Origin of the sequence: Microbacterium sp. K35, from assembly GCF_004794375.1 — a bacterium.
Lineage (GTDB): Bacteria > Actinomycetota > Actinomycetes > Actinomycetales > Microbacteriaceae > Microbacterium > Microbacterium sufflavum.
Genome location: NZ_SSDM01000342.1, coordinates 1 through 16,453, shown reverse-complemented (window position 1 = coordinate 16,453; position 16,453 = coordinate 1). Strand labels below are relative to the sequence as shown.

Here is a 16,453-nt window from a genome sequence, read left to right as displayed (position 1 = left end):
CAGACCGATACTCTGCTGAGTGGTCTCGTCCGCAAGGACGCGCGTCTCGGGAGACGAGAAGAGCCCCCTCCGCAGAGGGGGCTCTTCTCGTTGGCTCCCCGGCTTGGACTCGAACCAAGAACCTGCCGGTTAACAGCCGGCTGCTCTGCCAATTGAGCTACCGAGGAATGTGCTCCGCTGTGCGGGCAACTCGACAAGCTTAGCAAACTCCGAAGGCCGTTCGTGACACCGACGGCCCTTCGGCGGACGCCGGGCGTGTCGCCATCAGCCGCGGGAATCGGTCTCCGCGTTGGGCACCCAGAGCAGGTCCTTCCCCACCCCTCTCGCCACCACGTGGCCGCCGCGAAGCATGAGCGTCTCGGCGTTGAGCTCGCGGATGAAATCGGCGTCGTTCGTCACCAGCAGCGCCGCCATGCCCTCCTCGGTGCGTCGCCGCGTGATCGCGTCGAACACCACCGGGCGCACCTCGAGGTCGAGGTTGGCCAGCACCTCGTCCGCGATCAGGACCCGCGGCTCGAGCACGAACGACCGGGCGATCGCGACGCGCTGCCGCATGCCCGCGCTCAACTCGTACGGGAACTTCGACGCCGTCCCCAGGGGCAGGTGCAGCTCGTCCAACAGCGTCGCGACACGGATCGACAGCGCCTTGGTGTTGACGCGGCGCTCGCGGATCAGGATCGGCTCGGCGATGACCTCGTTGACCGTGAGCCGCGGCGGCAGATCCGCGCCCGCACCCTGCGGCACGAATCCCGTGCGGTATGTGAGGATGCGGTGCTTGCGACCGGGACGGCGGATGTCGATGCCGCAGACCTGGGCGCTGCCGCCCACCACGCGCACGGAGGGGTCGGTGGACCCGGCGAGAGCGGCGACGAGCGTCGACTTCCCCGACCCCGTGGGTCCGGCGACGCAGATGAGCCCGCCGGGCGCCAGGGTGAACGTGACCCCGTCCACGGCGCGGTTCGGTGTGCCGTGACCGATGCGGTCGATCACCAGATCGGAGCACTCGATCGCGGACGTGGAGACGGGCCTGCGGGACATGTCTTCCATCCTGCCCGCTGCACCGCGCCCCGCCCCGTTACGACTCGGCCGAGAAGCGCTGACGCTCCACATCGATGTCACGGAGACGGACCCGCAGAGCCCGCCCGCCGTCGGAGTCCGCCGGGACGCGCTGCACCGCACCCAGGAGCTCCTGCTTCTCCCGCTCGAGCTGCCGCACCACCAGCCGCCGCGCGAGATCCGTCGCGGAGGCGACCGCCCCCGCCTCGTCGCGCGCCGGGAACGGCGTCATCAGCAGCTCGCCGCCGAGCGACCGGTACGGCTCCCGCACCGCATTGACCGCATCGGTCACCCACCCCGGTCTGCTCCGGTCCGGAGCTGCCGCGATCGCCTCGCGCACCGCGTCGAGCCCCGGCGTGCGGAACGGCTGCGACAGGGCACGGTCGAGCAACACCGCGTCGATCTGGTGCCCGTACTGCAGCGCACCCATGAGGGCGTCGCGCTCCACGGCCACATCGGCGGTGCGGGGCAGGCTCGCCAGCGTCACCGCGGCCACCGCGGGAGCACCCGAGGTGGCGTCGGGGGTCGAGGTCTCGCGCCTCGGCGCACCGGTCGCCGCGCCCCGAGCCGCCCGCTCGACCTCGCCGTGCACCTCGGTCGGGTCCATGCCCAGACGGCGTGCCAGTACACGCTCGTACCCCGGGCGCAGCAGACGGTCCCGGATCTCCGCCACGATCGGCGCCGCGGCCCGGAGCGCGCCCACGCGGCCCTCCACGGTCGAGAGGTCGAAGCCGGCGAGCTTGCGGTCGATCGCGAACTCGAACATCGGCTGCTTGGCGTCCATGAGCCCGCGTACGGCCGCATCGCCGCGCTGCAGGCGGAGGTCGCACGGGTCGAGCCCGTCCGGAGCCACGGCCACGAAGGTCTGCGCGTTGAAGCGGTCGTCCTCCGTGAACGCCCGCAGCGCGGCCTTCTGCCCCGCCTCGTCGCCGTCGAACGTGAACACGACCTCGCCGGAGGCGTTGTCGTCGCCCATGACACGGCGCAGGACCTTGATGTGCTCGGTGCCGAACGCCGTTCCACACGTCGCGATCGCGGTCGTGAGACCGGCGAGGTGACACGCCATCACGTCGGTGTAGCCCTCGACGACCACGACGCGCCGGGGGTCGCCGCGGGCGATGTCGCGCTTGGCGAGGTCGAGCCCGTACAGCACCTGCGCCTTCTTGTAGATCGGGGTCTCGGGGGTGTTCAGGTACTTGGGGCCCTGGTCGTCGTCGAAGAGCTTGCGCGCGCCGAACCCGATCGTCTGTCCCGACACGTCGCGGATCGGCCACACCAGTCGCCCGCGGAACCGGTCGTACACACCGCGCTGCCCGGTCGACACGAGTCCCGCGGCGCTGAGCTCGTCGCGCGTGAAGCCCTGCGCCGACAGCGCTTTGAGCATCCCGTCCCACCCGCGCGGCGCGAAGCCCACCCCGAAGTGCGCGGCCGCTCCGGCGTCGAAGCCCCGCTCGCCGAGGAACCGACGCGCGGCTTCGGCGTCGGGGGTGAGCAGCTGGGCGCGGAAGAACTCCGCCGCCGCCGTGTTCGCCGCGTACAGGCGGCTGCGGCCACTGGTCTCCGGGGCCGCTCCCCCGTCTTCGTAGTGCAGGGTGTAGCCGATGCGGCCCGCCAAGCGCTCGACCGCCTCCGTGAAGCTCACGTGGTCCATCGCCCGGAGGAACGAGTACACGTCGCCCGACTCCCCGCAGCCGAAGCAGTGGTAGTAGCCGACCTGCTGGCGGACGTGGAAGCTCGGGCTCTTCTCGTCGTGGAACGGGCACAGCCCCTTAAGGGATCCGACCCCCGCCGACTTCAGCGCCACGCGCTCGCCCACGATGTCGGCGATGTTCGTGCGGGCCTTCACCTCGTCGACGTCGGCCTGCCGGATCCGCGGCATCAGTGCGCCCCTTCGGCGACGGGACGCCGCGTGACGGGAGTGCGCGTGCCGGGTCTCGCGTGACGCGGGGTCCAGATGCCGACCTCCGCCGGGTCGATCTCCCCGACGAGCCGGTTGTGCCAGTCCACCGCGCTCTGGTCGGTCAGGCTCGCGATCTGATCCACCACGACCCTCGCCCGCTCCGCGTCGCTCTCGGCGGCGACGAAGTCGGCGGCGAACGCGGGCTCCAGCACGTCGGCCCCGGCCGACCACAGCGCATCGGTCGACCACAGGGCATCGGCGAGGCGCTTGAGCACCCGCCGCTGCTCCTTGTACACGCCCTTTCGTGCGTCGATCGTCACGATGGCCTGACCCATGATGCCCTTGAGCACGGCGATCTCGACCTCGATCACGCGCGGCACGATGACGTGCGCGTTGTAGCGGACCAGCGGTGCCGTGCCGTAGGCCTCGCGCGTCGCGGACACGGCCGCACGGGCGAAGCGCCCGATCAGGTCGCTGGTCAGGTTCTTCAGCCGTGCGAGCGACTGCCGCGAGCGGTCGAACGACGCGAGCCACATCGGCTGCGATGCCAGACGGTAGAGGGCGTCGGCGAGCTCGTCGCGCGTGAAGTCGTAGCCCACCCACTGCTGGATGCGGCTGAGCAGTGCCTCATGGGCCGCAGCGTCGGCGAGCTGCGCCACGTCGACGTAGCCGTTGACGATCGCATCCTCGAAGTCGTGCACCGAGTAGGCGATGTCGTCGGAGAGATCCATGATCTCGGCTTCGATGCACCGCAGGCGGCCGGGCGCCCCCTCGCGCATCCAGCGGAACACCGCCTCGTCCTCCGGGTACACACCGAACTTGAGCCGGCCGCCCGGGTCGGGCACGGGGCTGTCCACCGTCCAGGGGTACTTGCAGGTCGCGTCGAGGCTGGCCCTGGTCAGGTTCAAGCCGACCGAGTGCTCGTCCGCGTCGAGCACCTTGGCCTCGAGGCGCGTGAGGATGCGCAGCGACTGCGCATTGCCCTCGAAACCGCCGATCGGCTCCGCCCACTCGTTCAGCGCCCGCTCGCCGTTGTGACCGAACGGCGGATGGCCGAGGTCGTGGCTCAGGCAGGCGGTGTCGACCACGTCGGCGGAGACGCCGAGCGCCGCGGCGAGCTCGCGACCCACCTGCGCCACCTCGAGCGAATGCGTCAGGCGGTTGCGAGCGAAGTCGGCCGTGCTCGCCGGGCTGAGCACCTGCGTCTTGGCGGCCAGACGGCGCAGCGCGGCCGAGTGGAGCACGCGGGCCCTGTCGCGCGCGAAGTCGTCGCGCTCGGAGCGGTGCGTCTCGGCGAAGAAGCGCTCGGCGTCGCGCGGGTGGTAGCCGTCGGCGCGACCGCCGACCGAGGGGTCATCCGCCACTGTTCTCGATCTCCGCTCCACGCATCATCTCCGAGGCGCTGGAGGCCAGCTCGCGCGACTCCAGCCACTTCTCCGGCAGCGCCGTCTTCTTCGGGTGGCCGGCGCGCCCGCGCTGTCCCTCGGCGTCGGCTCCAGGGTACGGTGCCGACCGGTCGAGGCGACCCAGCAGCTCGTCGATCTCGGCGAGGCTCGACGCGGTCGCCAGGCCCGTGCGGATGTCGCCGCCGACGGGGTAGCCCTTGAAGTACCACGACACGTGCTTGCGCACGTCGCGGCACCCGCGGTCCTCGTCCTCGAAGAACTCCACCAGCAGTTCGGCGTGACGGCGGAACGCATCCGACACGAAGCCGAGAGTGGCATCGACCGTCTTGCCCTCGCCGCCGAACGCGTTGGCCAGCTCGCCGAACAGCCACGGCCGCCCGAGGCAGCCGCGACCGACCACCACACCGTCGCAGTCGGTCTCGGCCATCATGCGCACGGCATCGTCGGCCGACCAGATGTCACCGTTGCCGAGCACCGGGATGCTCGTGACGGCCTGCTTGAGCTCGCCGATCGCGTTCCAGTCCGCGTGGCCGGAGTAGAACTCGCTCGCGGTGCGGGCGTGCAGTGCCACCGCGGCCGCCCCGGCGTCCTCCGCCGCGCGCCCGGCGTCGAGGAACGTCAGGTGATCGCGGTCGATGCCCTTGCGCATCTTGACCGTGAGCGGGATGTCGCCGGCGGCCTTCACGGCCTGATCCACGATGTCGGCGAACAGCTTCGACTTCCAGGGCAGAGCCGCCCCGCCGCCCTTGCGCGTGACCTTGGGCACCGGGCAGCCGAAGTTCAGGTCGATGTGGTCGGCGTGGTCCTCCGCCACGATGATGCGCACGGCTTCCGCGATCGTCTTCGGATCGACGCCGTAGAGCTGGATGGACCGCGGCGTCTCGGACTCGTGATGACGGATCAGCCGCATCGTGGTCTCGTTGCGCTCGACCAGCGCGCGCGACGTGATCATCTCGCTCACGTACAGCCCCGCGCCGTACTCCCGGCACAGTCGCCGGAAGGCCGTGTTGGTGATGCCCGCCATGGGTGCGAGCACGACCGGCACGTCGAGGTCGATCGGGCCGATGCGGAGGGGGCGGGCGGGGGCGGTGGCGACAGTCATGGCACGTCCATTCTCCCAGACCCGGAGCCCCTGCGGATGCGGCGACCTAAGCTGTGCATATGACCGATTCCGCGCTCCGTTCGATCCCGTTCACCGACGCTCAGGGTCAGGAGAAGACCCTCGACGATCTCGGTGCCGACGTGGTGATGGTGGTGAACGTGGCGTCCAAGTGCGGGCTCACCCCGCAGTACGAGCAGCTGGAGGAGCTGCAGCGCCGTTTCGGCGACCGCGGCTTCACGGTCGTCGGCTTCCCGTGCAACCAGTTCTTCGGTCAGGAGCCGGGCTCGGTCGACGAGATCCTCGAGTTCTGCTCCACCACGTACGGCGTGACCTTCCCGGTCAACGACAAGGTCAAGGTCAACGGCCGGAACGCGTCCGAGCTGTACAAGGCGCTCAAGGAGACCCCTGACGCGGGCGGCAAGGCCGGACGGGTGGAGTGGAACTTCGAGAAGTTCCTGGTGCTGCCCGACGGAGAGGTGCTGCGCTTCCGCCCGAAGCAGAAGCCGGACTCCCCCGAGATCGTCGAGGCGATCGAGGCCGCACTCCCCCGCTGACCCGGGGCCGCGCTCGTTCACCCCCGCGTCACCCGGAACGGGCGGCTCGCGGCCCTCGAACGGCCGCGGTGTTCACGCGCTCGTCAGACCCTCGCCATCCGGCGCCCCTAGTCTCCCCTGCGGCCACACCCGCCGCAGATGAAGGAGACACCGCATGCCCGACCGACTGCCGATCAGCCGGCGAACCGTCCTCACCGCCGGAGCGCTCGGCGCCCTCGGCTCCGCCCTGCCCATCGGCACCACCGCCGCAGCCGCCGACACGACCGTGGCCGCCTCGACAGCGAAAGCCGCGCGTGGACTGCGGTTCCGCGCCGACGGGACCTTCACGGTCGTGCAGTTCAACGACACGCAGGACGACGAGCAGACCGACCGCCGCACCGTCGAGCTGATCGAGAAGGTGCTCGACCAGGAGCAGCCCGACCTCGTGGTGATCAACGGCGACGTGATCACGGGCGGATGCGAGACCCGTCTCGCCGTGAAGCAGGCGATCAACAACGTCGTGTGGCCGATGGAGTCCCGCGGCATCCCGTGGGCGGTGACCTACGGCAACCACGACGAGGACTCGCTCCCGCAGTCGGGCGTGGACGAGGCGGGGATGCTGAAGATCTACCGCTCATACGAGTACAACGTGAACGCGGAGAGCACGCGCGGCGTGACCGGCACCAGCAACACGCTGCTGACCATCGGCTCGTCGGCGAAGAAGAACCGGGAGGCGTTCGCGCTCTGGCTGCTGGACTCCGGCCGCTACGCCCCGGACGCCCTCGCCGGACAGGACTTCGCCGGCTACCCGACCTGGGACTGGGTGCGCATGGACCAGGTCGCCTGGTATCGCGAGCAGTCGCAGCGGCTCGAGCAGCGCGCCGGCCGCAAGGTCCCCGCCCTCATGTTCCTCCACATCGCGCTCTGGGAGCACCGGTTCATGTGGTGGGGCGGCGTGGACACCCGCACGGAGGCCGACGCCGCCCGCGGCCGCGCGCGCCACGGCATCGTCGGAGAGCGCAACGAGGACGAGTGCCCCGGGCCCCTCAACTCGGGCATGTTCAACGCGATCGTCGAGCGTGGCGACGTGAAGGGCGTGTTCGTCGGCCACGACCACGTCAACGACTACATGGGCGACTACTACGGCGTGCTGCTCGGCTACGCGCCGGGAACCGGCTTCGGTGCGTACGGCCTCGACGGAGCGGAGCGCAACCGCCTCCGCGGCGGGCGCGTGTTCGAGCTGACCGAGAGCGGCGACCAGGTGAGCATCGCCTCGCGGGTCGTCTATGCGAAGGACCTCGGCATCGATCTCACCGCCGACGACCAGCCCATGGAACCCCTGCCGCTGGCACCTCGCCAGCAGCGCGTCTGACGCGAACGAGAGAACGGCGGGGGCCCGCGATCGGGTCCCCGCCGTTCTGATGCTCTCGGCCGGCGGCGGTCAGGCCTCGACGGCCTCGCCGCGCTGCGCCCACAGGTCACGGAGCACGTTCTCGAACGCTGCCGGCGGCTGCGCACCGCTGATGCCGTACTGGCCGTCGACCACGAAGAACGGCACGCCCTGGATGCCGTACGCCCGGGCCTGCGCCTGATCCTGACGCACGTCGGGCAGATACTGCTCGCTCTCGAGCGCCGCGCGGGCCTTGTCGGCGTCGAGGCCGACCTCGGCCGCCAGCGCCACCAGGTCGTCGATGCGACCCACGTGCTTGCCCTCGGTGAAGTACGCGGACATCAGCCGCTCCTCCATCTCGTGCTGAAGCCCCTCGGCCTTCGCGAAGTGCAGCAGCTCGTGCGCCTTCACGGTGTTGGTGTGCTGCAGCAGGTCGAAGCGGTACTCGAGCCCCGCGTCCGCGGCCACGCCGGTGACGTGCGACAGCATCTGCTCGACCTGCTCACGCGGCATGCCCTTGTGCCCGGCAAGGAAGTCCACCTCGTCGCCGTGGAAGTCGACCGGCGTGTCGGGCGAGAGCTCGAACGAGTGGAACGTGACGGTGACCCGGGGGGCGTCCTCGTCGGCGGAGACCGCCTCCAGACCCTTCTCGAGATTGCGCTTGCCGATGTAGCACCACGGGCAGGCGATGTCGGACCAGATGTCGATGGAGATGGGTTCAGTCACACCTTCATCCAACCGCATGCACTCCCGGGGTATTCCGTGCTCGGTAGGATGCTCGGATGCTCTCCGCCGACGACCCGCTCCCTCGTCGGCCGGAGCGCGTGCTCGTGGCGGGCGTCACGGGCTCGGGCAAGACCACCCTCGCGCGTCGCCTCGGCGAGCTGTGGGGGCTCCGCCACGTCGAGATCGACGCGCTGTTCCACGGGCCGGGCTGGACTCCGCGCCCGGAGTTCCTCGACGACGTGCGCGCCTTCGCGGCGGAGGACCGCTGGGTGACCGAGTGGCAGTACACGAGCAAGGGCACCGACGCGTTCCTGACGCCGCGCGCCCAGCTCGCGGTCTGGCTCGACTACCCGTACCCGGTGGTGCGGGGACGGCTGCTGCGGCGGACGCTGGCCCGCGGCATTCTGCGGAAGGAACTCTGGAACGGAAACCGCGAGAAGGGGCCGTGGAACCTGCTCAACCGCGACCCCGAGCAGAACATCCTCGCGTGGCAGACGAAGACGCTGCACACCTGGAGCGAGCGGATGCCGGGCTACGTCGAGCGCTTCCCGCACCTCATCGTCGTGCGGCTGACACACCCGCGCGAGACGGAGCGCTGGCTGCGTGCTCAGGCCGAGGCGTCGGGGGTGTCGATCGCGCCGCCGAAACGCCGGTCGCGCGACAGGTAGACGCCGATCGCGCGCCACAGCTCCTCGCGCGAGAAGTCGGGCCACAGCGTGTCGAGGAACACCATCTCGGCGTAGGCCGACTCCCACAGCAGGAAGTTCGACGTGCGCTGCTCGCCCGAGCTGCGCAGGAACAGGTCGACATCGGGCATGTCGGGCACGTAGAGGTGACGCCGGACGGTCTTCTCGGTGATCGCGTTCGGCTTGAGGCGCCCCGCCGCGACATCGGCGGCGATCGCCCGCATCGCGTCGACCAGCTCCACACGGCCGCCGTAGTTCACGCACATCGTGAGCGTGAGCACGTCGTTGCCGCGGGTGAGCTGCTCGGCGTACTGCAGCTCCTTGATGACGCTGCCCCACAGGCGCGGCTTGCGCCCGGCCCACCGCACCCGCACGCCCCACTCGTTGAGCTGGTCGCGGCGGCGGTGCAGCACGTCGCGGTTGTAGCCCATCAGGAAGCGCACCTCCTCGGGCGACCGGGCCCAGTTCTCGGTGGAGAAGGCGTAGACCGAGAGGTGTTTCACCCCGGCCTGGATCGCGCCGGCGACCACGTCGAGCAGCACCTCCTCCCCCGCCTTGTGCCCCTCGATGCGGCTGAGGCCACGGCGGTTCGCCCAGCGGCCGTTGCCGTCCATCACGATCGCGACGTGTTCGGGCACCGCGGGGAACGGCGGCGGATACACCCCGGTCCAGTCGAGCGGCCGGTAGGCGACGGCGTCCTTGTGCGTGTAGGGCTTCGGGCTCACCGTGCTCCTTCTCCCGGGGTGGTGGTGACGTGCGCGAGAGAGCGGATGCCGCGCTCCAGGTGCCACTGGGCATAGGCCGCCACCAGGCCGGAGGCGGCAGCGGTGTCGGCGTGCGGGGCGGCGTCGATGAGCTCCCAGTCGCCGCGGATGAGCGCGCGCAGCAGCGCCAGGGTCTTCTCGGCGATGCGCGGACTGCCCGCGGGGGCGTCGGCGTGGCACACGAGCCCGCCCAGCTGTGCGACGAACACGGTGTGCGGACCCGGGGCACCGCAGCGGGCGCAGTCGTCGAGCGACGGCGCCCACCCCGACAGCGACATCACGCGCAGGAGGTAGGAGTCGAGGATGCTGCGTGGCACGTGCTCTCCGCGCGAGAGCGCACGCAGTCCGCCGACCAGCAGCAGGTACTGCTCCGGTGTGGCCTCTGCGTCGCTCAGCCGGTCGGCGGTCTCGACCATCGCGTTGGCCGCGGTGAAGCGGTCGTAGTGCGCCGCGATGTCGGTGCCGTACGCGCCGAGCGACTCCGCCTGCTGCACGATGTCGAGCGAGCGCCCCTCGTACAGCTGCACGTCGGCGACCATGAACGGTTCGAGCCGCGAGCCGAACTTCGACGACGTGCGCCGCACGCCCTTCGCGACCGCCCGCACCTTGCCGTGCCGGCGCGACAGCATCGTGACGATCCGATCCGCCTCGCCCAGCTTGTGGGTGCGCAGGATCACCGCTTCGTCTCGGTAGGTGGGCACCTTCCGATTATCCTCCGTGCGGGACAATGGACGGGTGACCGAACCGCTCTTCACCATTCCGCTGTGGGCGGACCTCCTCGGCGTCGGGCTCGGCGGGGTGCAGGGTGCCATGTTCGCCGCCGGATTCCAGGGGCAGCGGCGGCTCGACTGGCTCGGCGTCGCGATCATCGGGATCATGATCGGCATGGGCGGCGGTCTCATCCGCGACATCCTGCTCGGGCAGACGCCCGCGACCCTGCAGAACCAGTGGTACCTGGTGACCGCCGCGGGTGCCGCGCTCCTCGGCATGCTGCTCGCGGGGCTGTTCACCCGCCTCAACACCGCGATCGTGGTGCTCGACGCCGTGGTGATCGGCATGTTCGGTGCCTTCGGCACGAGCAAGGCCCTCGCGTTCGGCATCCCCGAGGTGCCCGCCGTGTTCATCGGCGTCTGCGCCGCGGTCGGCGGGAGCGTGCTGCGCGACATGCTGATGGGCCTGCCGACGGCGATCATGCACGTCGGCTCGCTGTACGCGGTCGCGGCTGCGGCAGGATGCACGTTCATCGTGATCGCGAACGCGGTCGGCATGCCGATCACGCTGGCCGCGATCGTCGGCATCGTCGTGACGGCGGTCATCCGGATCCTGGCGGTCACGTTCGACGTGTCCCTGCCGGAGCAGCGCCGCCTCTACCGCCGCAAGGTCGCCGCGGAGACCGGGGCCATCGCGATCGTCAAGCCGAAGGACTGATCAGGGCGCCGCGTCTCGGGTCTCGATCAGACCGGCGAGCCCGTCGATGACGCGCGCGAGCCCGAACTCCCAGGCCGCGTCCGCATCGGACGGGCCGCCCATGGCCTCGCCAGCGGCCCGGCCCACGGCCTGCGCCAGGGGGTAGTCGTCGCCGAGGTAGCTCGCGAGCCGCGGAGCGGCGTCCGCCCAGATCGGCGCGAAGTCCTCCGCTTCCGCGGCGTCACGCAGGCGTGCGGCGGCGGACCGCGTGAACTCCCGCACGAACGTGAGGGCCGCATCGCGCTCCACGTCGTCGAGGCCGAGCCCGTCGAAGACGCGGAGCTCGCGGTCGTACGTCGCGATGGTGCCGGGGCCGAGAGCGGTGCGCGGGTCGTGCACGTCGAGCAGCCAGGGGTGCGCGCGGTAGAGGGCGAGGTTGTGCGCGGCGACGAGGCGGACGCGGGCTCGCCACCCGTCGGCGTCGCCCGACGGTGCGCGCTGTCCGTGGACCGCGTCGGCCATCAGCACGAGCAGATCCGCCCGGCTGTTGACGTGCGTGTAAATCGACATCGGGGTGAGGCCCAATGCCTGGGCCAGAGCGCGGATGGTGACCGCGGCGAGGCCGTCGGCATCGGCCAGGTCGATCGCGCGCGTCACGACGTCGTCGGTGGAGTGGCGGGCTCGCGGTCCACGGCGCGACGAGGTCTCAGCGGCACTGTCACGCCACAGCAGATCGACCAGATTCTTCGCCATCGGGAATAGCCTAGCCGTCGGCGCACTTAACCATGTACGTTGTACGTTGTTTAGAACAGGAGACCCATGAACATCACCCAGACCGCCCTCTCGCTCAACGTGCCCGACATCGCCGCCTCCGCAGCCTTCGCCACCACCCACTTCGGATTCACGGAGGCCATGTCCGCCGAGGGCTTCGTGTCGCTCGAGCACCCCGGTTCCCCGCCGAACCTGATCTTCCTGCAGACCGGGCTCCCCACGTTCCGCCCGGAGGAGATCGCTGGATCGGCGGGCCAGGGCACGCTGCTGGTGTTCGTCGTGGACGACCTCGACGCTGCCTTCGCCCGCATCGCCGCCGCCGGCGCCCGCTTCGTCACACCGCCGGAGACCGAGCCGTGGGGCGAGCGCTACTGCCAGTTCGCCGACCCCAACGGCCTCATCTGGCAGCTGGTGCAGTGGGTCTGACCACCCGCCGGAGCACGCGGAAGCGGCCGGGCCCTCGGACCCGGCCGCTTCCGTGGTGCGACCTCAGACCGCCGCGAGCTCCTGCTGGCGCGTGCGGATCGACCGGTTCACACCCGACACGATCGCCTTGAGCGACGCGGTCGAGATGTCGCCGTCGATGCCGACACCCCACAGACGCTGGTCCCCCACCTGCAGCTCGACGTAGGCCGCAGCCTGCGCGTCGCCGCCCGCACTGAGAGCGTGCTCGACGTAGTCGTACACCGTGATGTCGAAGCCCTGTCCGCGCAGCACCTCGACGAAGGCGGCCACCGGACCGTTGCCGTTGCCGGAGACCGCGACCTCCTGGTCGTCGTCGCGCAGCACCACGTCGAGCACCACGTCACCCGACATGTCGCTGCGGGTCTGCGTGGCCAGCAGCTCGAAGCGGCCCCACTTCGCCTCGGTGTCGGTCGCCGGGAGGTACTCGTCGGTGAAGATCGACCAGATCTGCTCGCTCGTCACCTCGCCGCCCTCGGCATCGGTCTTGGCCTGCACGACGCCGGAGAACTCGATCTGGAGCTTGCGGGGCAGATCGATCGCGTGGTCGGACTTCAGCAGGTAGGCGACGCCACCCTTGCCCGACTGGGAGTTCACGCGGATGACGGCCTCGTACGAGCGGCCCAGGTCCTTCGGGTCGACCGGCAGGTAGGGCACGGCCCACTCGATCTCGTCGACCGTGACGCCCTGCGCCTCGGCCTTCGCCGCCATCGCCTCGAAGCCCTTCTTGATCGCGTCCTGGTGCGAGCCGCTGAACGCCGTGAACACGAGGTCGCCGGCCCACGGGCTGCGCTCCGGCACGGGCAGCTGGTTGCAGTACTCGACCGTGCGCTTGACCTGGTCGATGTCGCTGAAGTCGATCTGCGGGTCGATGCCCTGCGTGAACATGTTGATGCCCAGTGCCACCAGGTCGACGTTGCCCGTGCGCTCGCCGTTGCCGAACAGGCAGCCCTCGATGCGGTCGGCGCCGGCCATGTAGCCCAGCTCGGCGGCGGCGATCGCGGTGCCCCGGTCGTTGTGCGGGTGCAGCGACAGGATCACGTTCTCGCGGTGGGCCAGGTGGCGGCTCATCCACTCGATCGAGTCGGCGTAGATGTTCGGCGTGGCCATCTCGACCGTGGCGGGCAGGTTGATGATCACCTTGCGGTCGGGCGTCGGCTCGAAGATCTCGATGACCTGGTTGCACACGTCGACCGCGAACTCGAGCTCGGTGCCCGTGTAGCTCTCCGGCGAGTACTCGTAGTAGACCTGCGTGTCGGGGATCGTCTTCTCGAACTTCCGGCACAGGCGGGCGCCCTCGAGGGCGATGTCGATGATGCCCTGCTTGTCGGTGCGGAAGACCACCTCGCGCTGCAGCACGCTCGTGGAGTTGTAGAGGTGGACGATGGCCTGCTTCGCGCCGGCGATGGCCTCGTAGGTGCGGGCGATCAGGTGCTCGCGCGCCTGGGTCAGCACCTGGATCGTGACGTCGTCGGGGATCAGGTTCTCTTCGATGAGCTGGCGCACGAAGTCGAAGTCGGTCTGGCTGGCCGAGGGGAAGCCGACCTCGATCTCCTTGTACCCCATGCTCACGAGCAGCTCGAACATGACGCGCTTGCGCTCGGGGGACATCGGATCGATGAGGGCCTGGTTGCCGTCGCGGAGGTCGACCGCGCACCAGCGCGGGGCTTCGGTGATGCGGGCGTCGGGCCACGTGCGGTCGGGCAGGTGGACGGTGATCTGCTCGTGGAAGGGCCGGTACTTGTGGATCGGCATCGCGGACGGGCGCTGAGTGTTCTGCATGATGGGCTACTTCTCTTCGTCGGAATGGACGGGCCAACACAAGCGCCGCGACGAGGAAGGCCCTAGTGTCAGGACTCGTCGCGGCAGCTAAGAAGAAGCAGACCGCCGAAAGGCATGGCGCCATGCTAGCAGGGTCGGTGCGGCCGTTTCGACCGCGCTGAGACGATGAGCCGACGCGGGACACTGATGGACATGAGCCCTTCCTCGCGTCGCCTGCTCCTCGTCGCCGCCACCGTGACCGCAGCGGTCACCCTGAGCGGGTGCGCGGTCGGACCCCGTGCGACCCTCCCGCCGACCAGCACCACCGTGCCCTCCGACCAGCGGCTGGAAGACGCGCACCCCACGCCCCCGGAAGGCCGCGTGCTCGGAACGGGCACCGTGATCGACGGAACGGACGGCCCCACGCTCTGCCTCGGCGCGGTCATGGATTCGTCCCCTCCGCAGTGCGCCGGCGTGCCGCTCGACGACTGGACGTGGGACGGCGTCGACGGCAGTGTGAGCGCGCGTGACACGCGGTGGGGGTCGTACGCGGTGTACGGCACCTTCGACGGCGAGCGTCTGACCGTCATGGATCCGCCGATCCTCCTCGCCCTGTTCGACCCGGTGGCGCCGGAGGACCCGACCGGCGGGAAGACGGGCATCACCCCGGAGGGCGAGCTGACCAGGGTGCAGGAGGACATCGCGGCGCGGCTCGGACCCGGGGCGGTCTTCGTCGGCACCGACCGTGGGTACGTGTGGCTGCAGGTTTCATGGGACGACGGCACGCTCCAGCGCGCGGCCGACGCCGAGTACGGAGACGGCGTGGTGATCGTCGAGTCGCTGCTGCGCGAGGTCGACTAGTCCTCGGGGATCAGCGGTCCTCGGGGATCAGCGCGAGCTTGCCGCCCGGGTGACCGGTGGAGAGCAGCCGGTGCGCGGCCGGTGCCTCGGCGAGCGGGAACGTGCGGGCGACCGGGACCACGAGGTCGCGGTTCTGCGCGAGCGCGAGGAGTTCGCTGCGCACCTCATCGCGGAAGCGGGCGCTGTCGGGCATCGACCCCGCGATCGCCAGAAGCCCGTCGGCGGAGGCCCGCGCGAAGTTCGCGATCGTGACGATGCGGCGGCGATCGGCCACCAGGGCGAGGGACACGTCGATCGCCTCGTCGGTGCCCACGGCGTCGAGCGCCGCAGCGATCGGGCCGTCCGTCAGTGCGGTCACCCGGTCGGCGAGACCCGGGCCGTACGCGACCGGGATCCCCCCGAAGCGTCGTACCTCATCGAAGCGGTCCGGCGCGGCGGTGCCGATCACTCGTACCTCGCGCAGCCGCGCCTGCTGCAGCACGCTGACCCCCACCGCTCCCGACGCCCCGTGCAGCAGGATCGTCTCGCCCGGTGCCGCCCCGGTGACCGCGAGCATCTCGGCCGCGGTCGTGCCGACCAGCAGGAGGTTCGCGGCCTCGGGGTGCGTGAGCGTCGTCGGCTTCGCGAAGACCTTCGCGGCGGGCACGGTCACCTCGGTCGCATAACCGCCCTGCACGCGGAAGGCCACGACCTCGTCGCCGACCGCGGCCTCACCGGAACCGATACGGGTCGCGGGGCCGATGGCCGTGAGCTCGCCCGACACCTCGTAGCCGATCGGCACCGGGAACTCGACCCCCGGACGAGCTGCCGCGACATGCTTCGCATCGGCCGGATTCACCCCGGCCGCGCGGACGCGGATCGTGACCTCGCCCTCGCGCGGCGCCGCGGGGTCGTACTCCTCGAACTCCCACGACTGCGGAGACCCCGCCGCCGTCGCCACCCAGTGCTTCGCCATGACCCGCCCTTCGTCGTTGCCTCCATCATGCTCCCGCCGGGACGGTCAGGCGCTGAGACGACGCGGTCCGATTCACGGATTACTCGTGAGAACTCGGCATGCCGCACGGATCGGTCGACACGGTCCCGTTCGCCCAGATCCACCCGTTGTCCGGCCAAGAATCCAGATCGGACGCGCCCTCGTTCTCGAAGTCTGCACCGAAGCTCCCTTCGACCAGCTCCCCCTCGGCGTCCCGCGCCTCGTAGTCCACCGTCACGCCGATCTCCGAAAGCTCCGCCCCGGCGTACTCGTGACGCTCCACGACCCACTCCTCGGGGAGCCCGTCAGGTGTTACTTCCGCCCCAGGAGCAACAGGGAGGCGCCCCCTCGCATCGATCACCAGCTCCGCGTCGTCGGCAGACACCGTCCCGTAGTACACACGCACGCGGACGATCTCGGCGCTGGGCGCACACCAGCTCAAGATCGGAGTTACGCCACGCACCGCAAGCGAGAGTGGTTGGTCCTCTGGCACCCCGGGAAGAAACGCGCAGGCCGAAAGGACAAGCGAACTCGCGAGCACCACGGCCCCTACCGCCAGGGGTCGACAGAGGAATCGCTTCAGCATGAGTGGTTCTCCCTTCGCCCCGGCCGCGCGGACGCGGATCGTGACCTCGCCCTCGCGCGGCGCCGCGGG

At 70.4% G+C, this 16,453-nt stretch carries 17 protein-coding genes and 1 tRNA gene; 6 read left to right on the top strand and 12 right to left on the bottom strand.

Annotated features, from left to right (window positions below; genetic code table 11):
• Window positions 1–91: 91 nt before the first annotated feature.
• The 5 genes from DW299_RS13715 to dusB all read right to left on the bottom strand — a co-directional run bounded on the left by DW299_RS13715 (window position 92) and on the right by dusB (window position 5,464).
• Window positions 92–167, bottom strand: a tRNA-Asn gene (locus DW299_RS13715).
• Window positions 168–264: 97 nt separating this feature from the next.
• Window positions 265–1,038 carry an ATP-binding cassette domain-containing protein gene (locus DW299_RS13710; RefSeq protein ID WP_136030137.1) on the bottom strand — a complete coding sequence of 258 codons (774 nt, stop codon included), beginning with the start codon at window positions 1,036–1,038 and terminating at the stop codon, window positions 265–267.
• Between the two features lie 37 nt (window positions 1,039–1,075).
• On the bottom strand, window positions 1,076–2,935 hold the full coding sequence (dnaG, locus tag DW299_RS13705; RefSeq protein WP_136036922.1) for a DNA primase: 1,860 nt from the start codon (window positions 2,933–2,935) through the stop codon (window positions 1,076–1,078).
• Window positions 2,935–4,320: a deoxyguanosinetriphosphate triphosphohydrolase gene (locus DW299_RS13700; protein ID WP_136036921.1), complete on the bottom strand. Its 1,386-nt coding sequence runs from the start codon at window positions 4,318–4,320 to the stop codon at window positions 2,935–2,937. Before DW299_RS13700 ends, dnaG begins: the two co-directional genes overlap by 1 nt.
• Complete coding sequence (gene dusB / locus DW299_RS13695; protein ID WP_136030131.1) at window positions 4,310–5,464, bottom strand: tRNA dihydrouridine synthase DusB; 1,155 nt, start codon at window positions 5,462–5,464, stop codon at window positions 4,310–4,312. The genes DW299_RS13700 and dusB overlap by 11 nt, the downstream gene beginning before the upstream one ends.
• Window positions 5,465–5,523: 59 nt before the next feature.
• Here dusB and DW299_RS13690 point away from each other — a divergent pair, with 59 nt between their 5' ends.
• Both DW299_RS13690 and DW299_RS13685 read left to right on the top strand, forming a co-directional pair.
• Window positions 5,524–6,018 (top strand): glutathione peroxidase, encoded by a 495-nt coding sequence (locus DW299_RS13690; RefSeq protein WP_136036920.1) that lies wholly within the window; start codon window positions 5,524–5,526, stop codon window positions 6,016–6,018.
• Between the two features lie 154 nt (window positions 6,019–6,172).
• Window positions 6,173–7,369: a metallophosphoesterase family protein gene (locus DW299_RS13685; protein ID WP_168443149.1), complete on the top strand. Its 1,197-nt coding sequence runs from the start codon at window positions 6,173–6,175 to the stop codon at window positions 7,367–7,369.
• A gap of 69 nt (window positions 7,370–7,438) precedes the next feature.
• Here the strand turns inward: DW299_RS13685 and DW299_RS13680 are convergent, their stop codons facing one another.
• Window positions 7,439–8,113 carry a DsbA family oxidoreductase gene (locus DW299_RS13680; protein ID WP_136036919.1) on the bottom strand — a complete coding sequence of 225 codons (675 nt, stop codon included), beginning with the start codon at window positions 8,111–8,113 and terminating at the stop codon, window positions 7,439–7,441.
• Between the two features lie 56 nt (window positions 8,114–8,169).
• Between DW299_RS13680 and DW299_RS13675 the strand changes: the two genes are divergently transcribed.
• Window positions 8,170–8,781 carry a P-loop NTPase family protein gene (locus DW299_RS13675; RefSeq protein ID WP_136036918.1) on the top strand — a complete coding sequence of 204 codons (612 nt, stop codon included), beginning with the start codon at window positions 8,170–8,172 and terminating at the stop codon, window positions 8,779–8,781.
• Here DW299_RS13675 and DW299_RS13670 read toward each other — a convergent pair.
• Entirely contained in the window at window positions 8,721–9,524 is an 804-nt protein-coding gene (locus DW299_RS13670) for an isoprenyl transferase (RefSeq protein ID WP_136030123.1), read from the bottom strand. The genes DW299_RS13675 and DW299_RS13670 overlap by 61 nt on opposite strands.
• On the bottom strand, window positions 9,521–10,264 hold the full coding sequence (gene recO / locus DW299_RS13665; RefSeq protein ID WP_136030121.1) for a DNA repair protein RecO: 744 nt from the start codon (window positions 10,262–10,264) through the stop codon (window positions 9,521–9,523). Before recO ends, DW299_RS13670 begins: the two co-directional genes overlap by 4 nt.
• Window positions 10,265–10,298: 34 nt before the next feature.
• Between recO and DW299_RS13660 the strand changes: the two genes are divergently transcribed.
• Window positions 10,299–10,991: a trimeric intracellular cation channel family protein gene (locus tag DW299_RS13660; protein WP_136030119.1), complete on the top strand. Its 693-nt coding sequence runs from the start codon at window positions 10,299–10,301 to the stop codon at window positions 10,989–10,991.
• On the opposite strand, the gene DW299_RS13655 is transcribed toward DW299_RS13660, so the two are convergent.
• A complete protein-coding gene (locus DW299_RS13655; protein WP_136036917.1) occupies window positions 10,992–11,723 on the bottom strand; it encodes a TetR/AcrR family transcriptional regulator in 732 nt (243 codons plus the stop codon).
• Between the two features lie 66 nt (window positions 11,724–11,789).
• Between DW299_RS13655 and DW299_RS13650 the strand changes: the two genes are divergently transcribed.
• Window positions 11,790–12,167 carry a VOC family protein gene (locus DW299_RS13650; protein WP_136036916.1) on the top strand — a complete coding sequence of 126 codons (378 nt, stop codon included), beginning with the start codon at window positions 11,790–11,792 and terminating at the stop codon, window positions 12,165–12,167.
• A 63-nt stretch (window positions 12,168–12,230) separates the two neighbouring features.
• On the opposite strand, the gene leuA is transcribed toward DW299_RS13650, so the two are convergent.
• On the bottom strand, window positions 12,231–13,985 hold the full coding sequence (gene leuA, locus DW299_RS13645; protein ID WP_136036915.1) for a 2-isopropylmalate synthase: 1,755 nt from the start codon (window positions 13,983–13,985) through the stop codon (window positions 12,231–12,233).
• A gap of 192 nt (window positions 13,986–14,177) precedes the next feature.
• Here leuA and DW299_RS13640 point away from each other — a divergent pair, with 192 nt between their 5' ends.
• Window positions 14,178–14,825, top strand: coding sequence for a hypothetical protein (locus DW299_RS13640; RefSeq protein WP_240745414.1), 648 nt, complete (start codon window positions 14,178–14,180; stop codon window positions 14,823–14,825).
• A gap of 10 nt (window positions 14,826–14,835) precedes the next feature.
• Here the strand turns inward: DW299_RS13640 and DW299_RS13635 are convergent, their stop codons facing one another.
• Together DW299_RS13635 and DW299_RS13630 are read right to left on the bottom strand one after the other, a co-directional pair.
• Entirely contained in the window at window positions 14,836–15,780 is a 945-nt protein-coding gene (locus DW299_RS13635) for a quinone oxidoreductase family protein (RefSeq protein WP_136036913.1), read from the bottom strand.
• A 79-nt stretch (window positions 15,781–15,859) separates the two neighbouring features.
• The coding region (locus tag DW299_RS13630; protein ID WP_205814402.1) for a hypothetical protein at window positions 15,860–16,453 on the bottom strand (594 nt) is incomplete at its 5' end.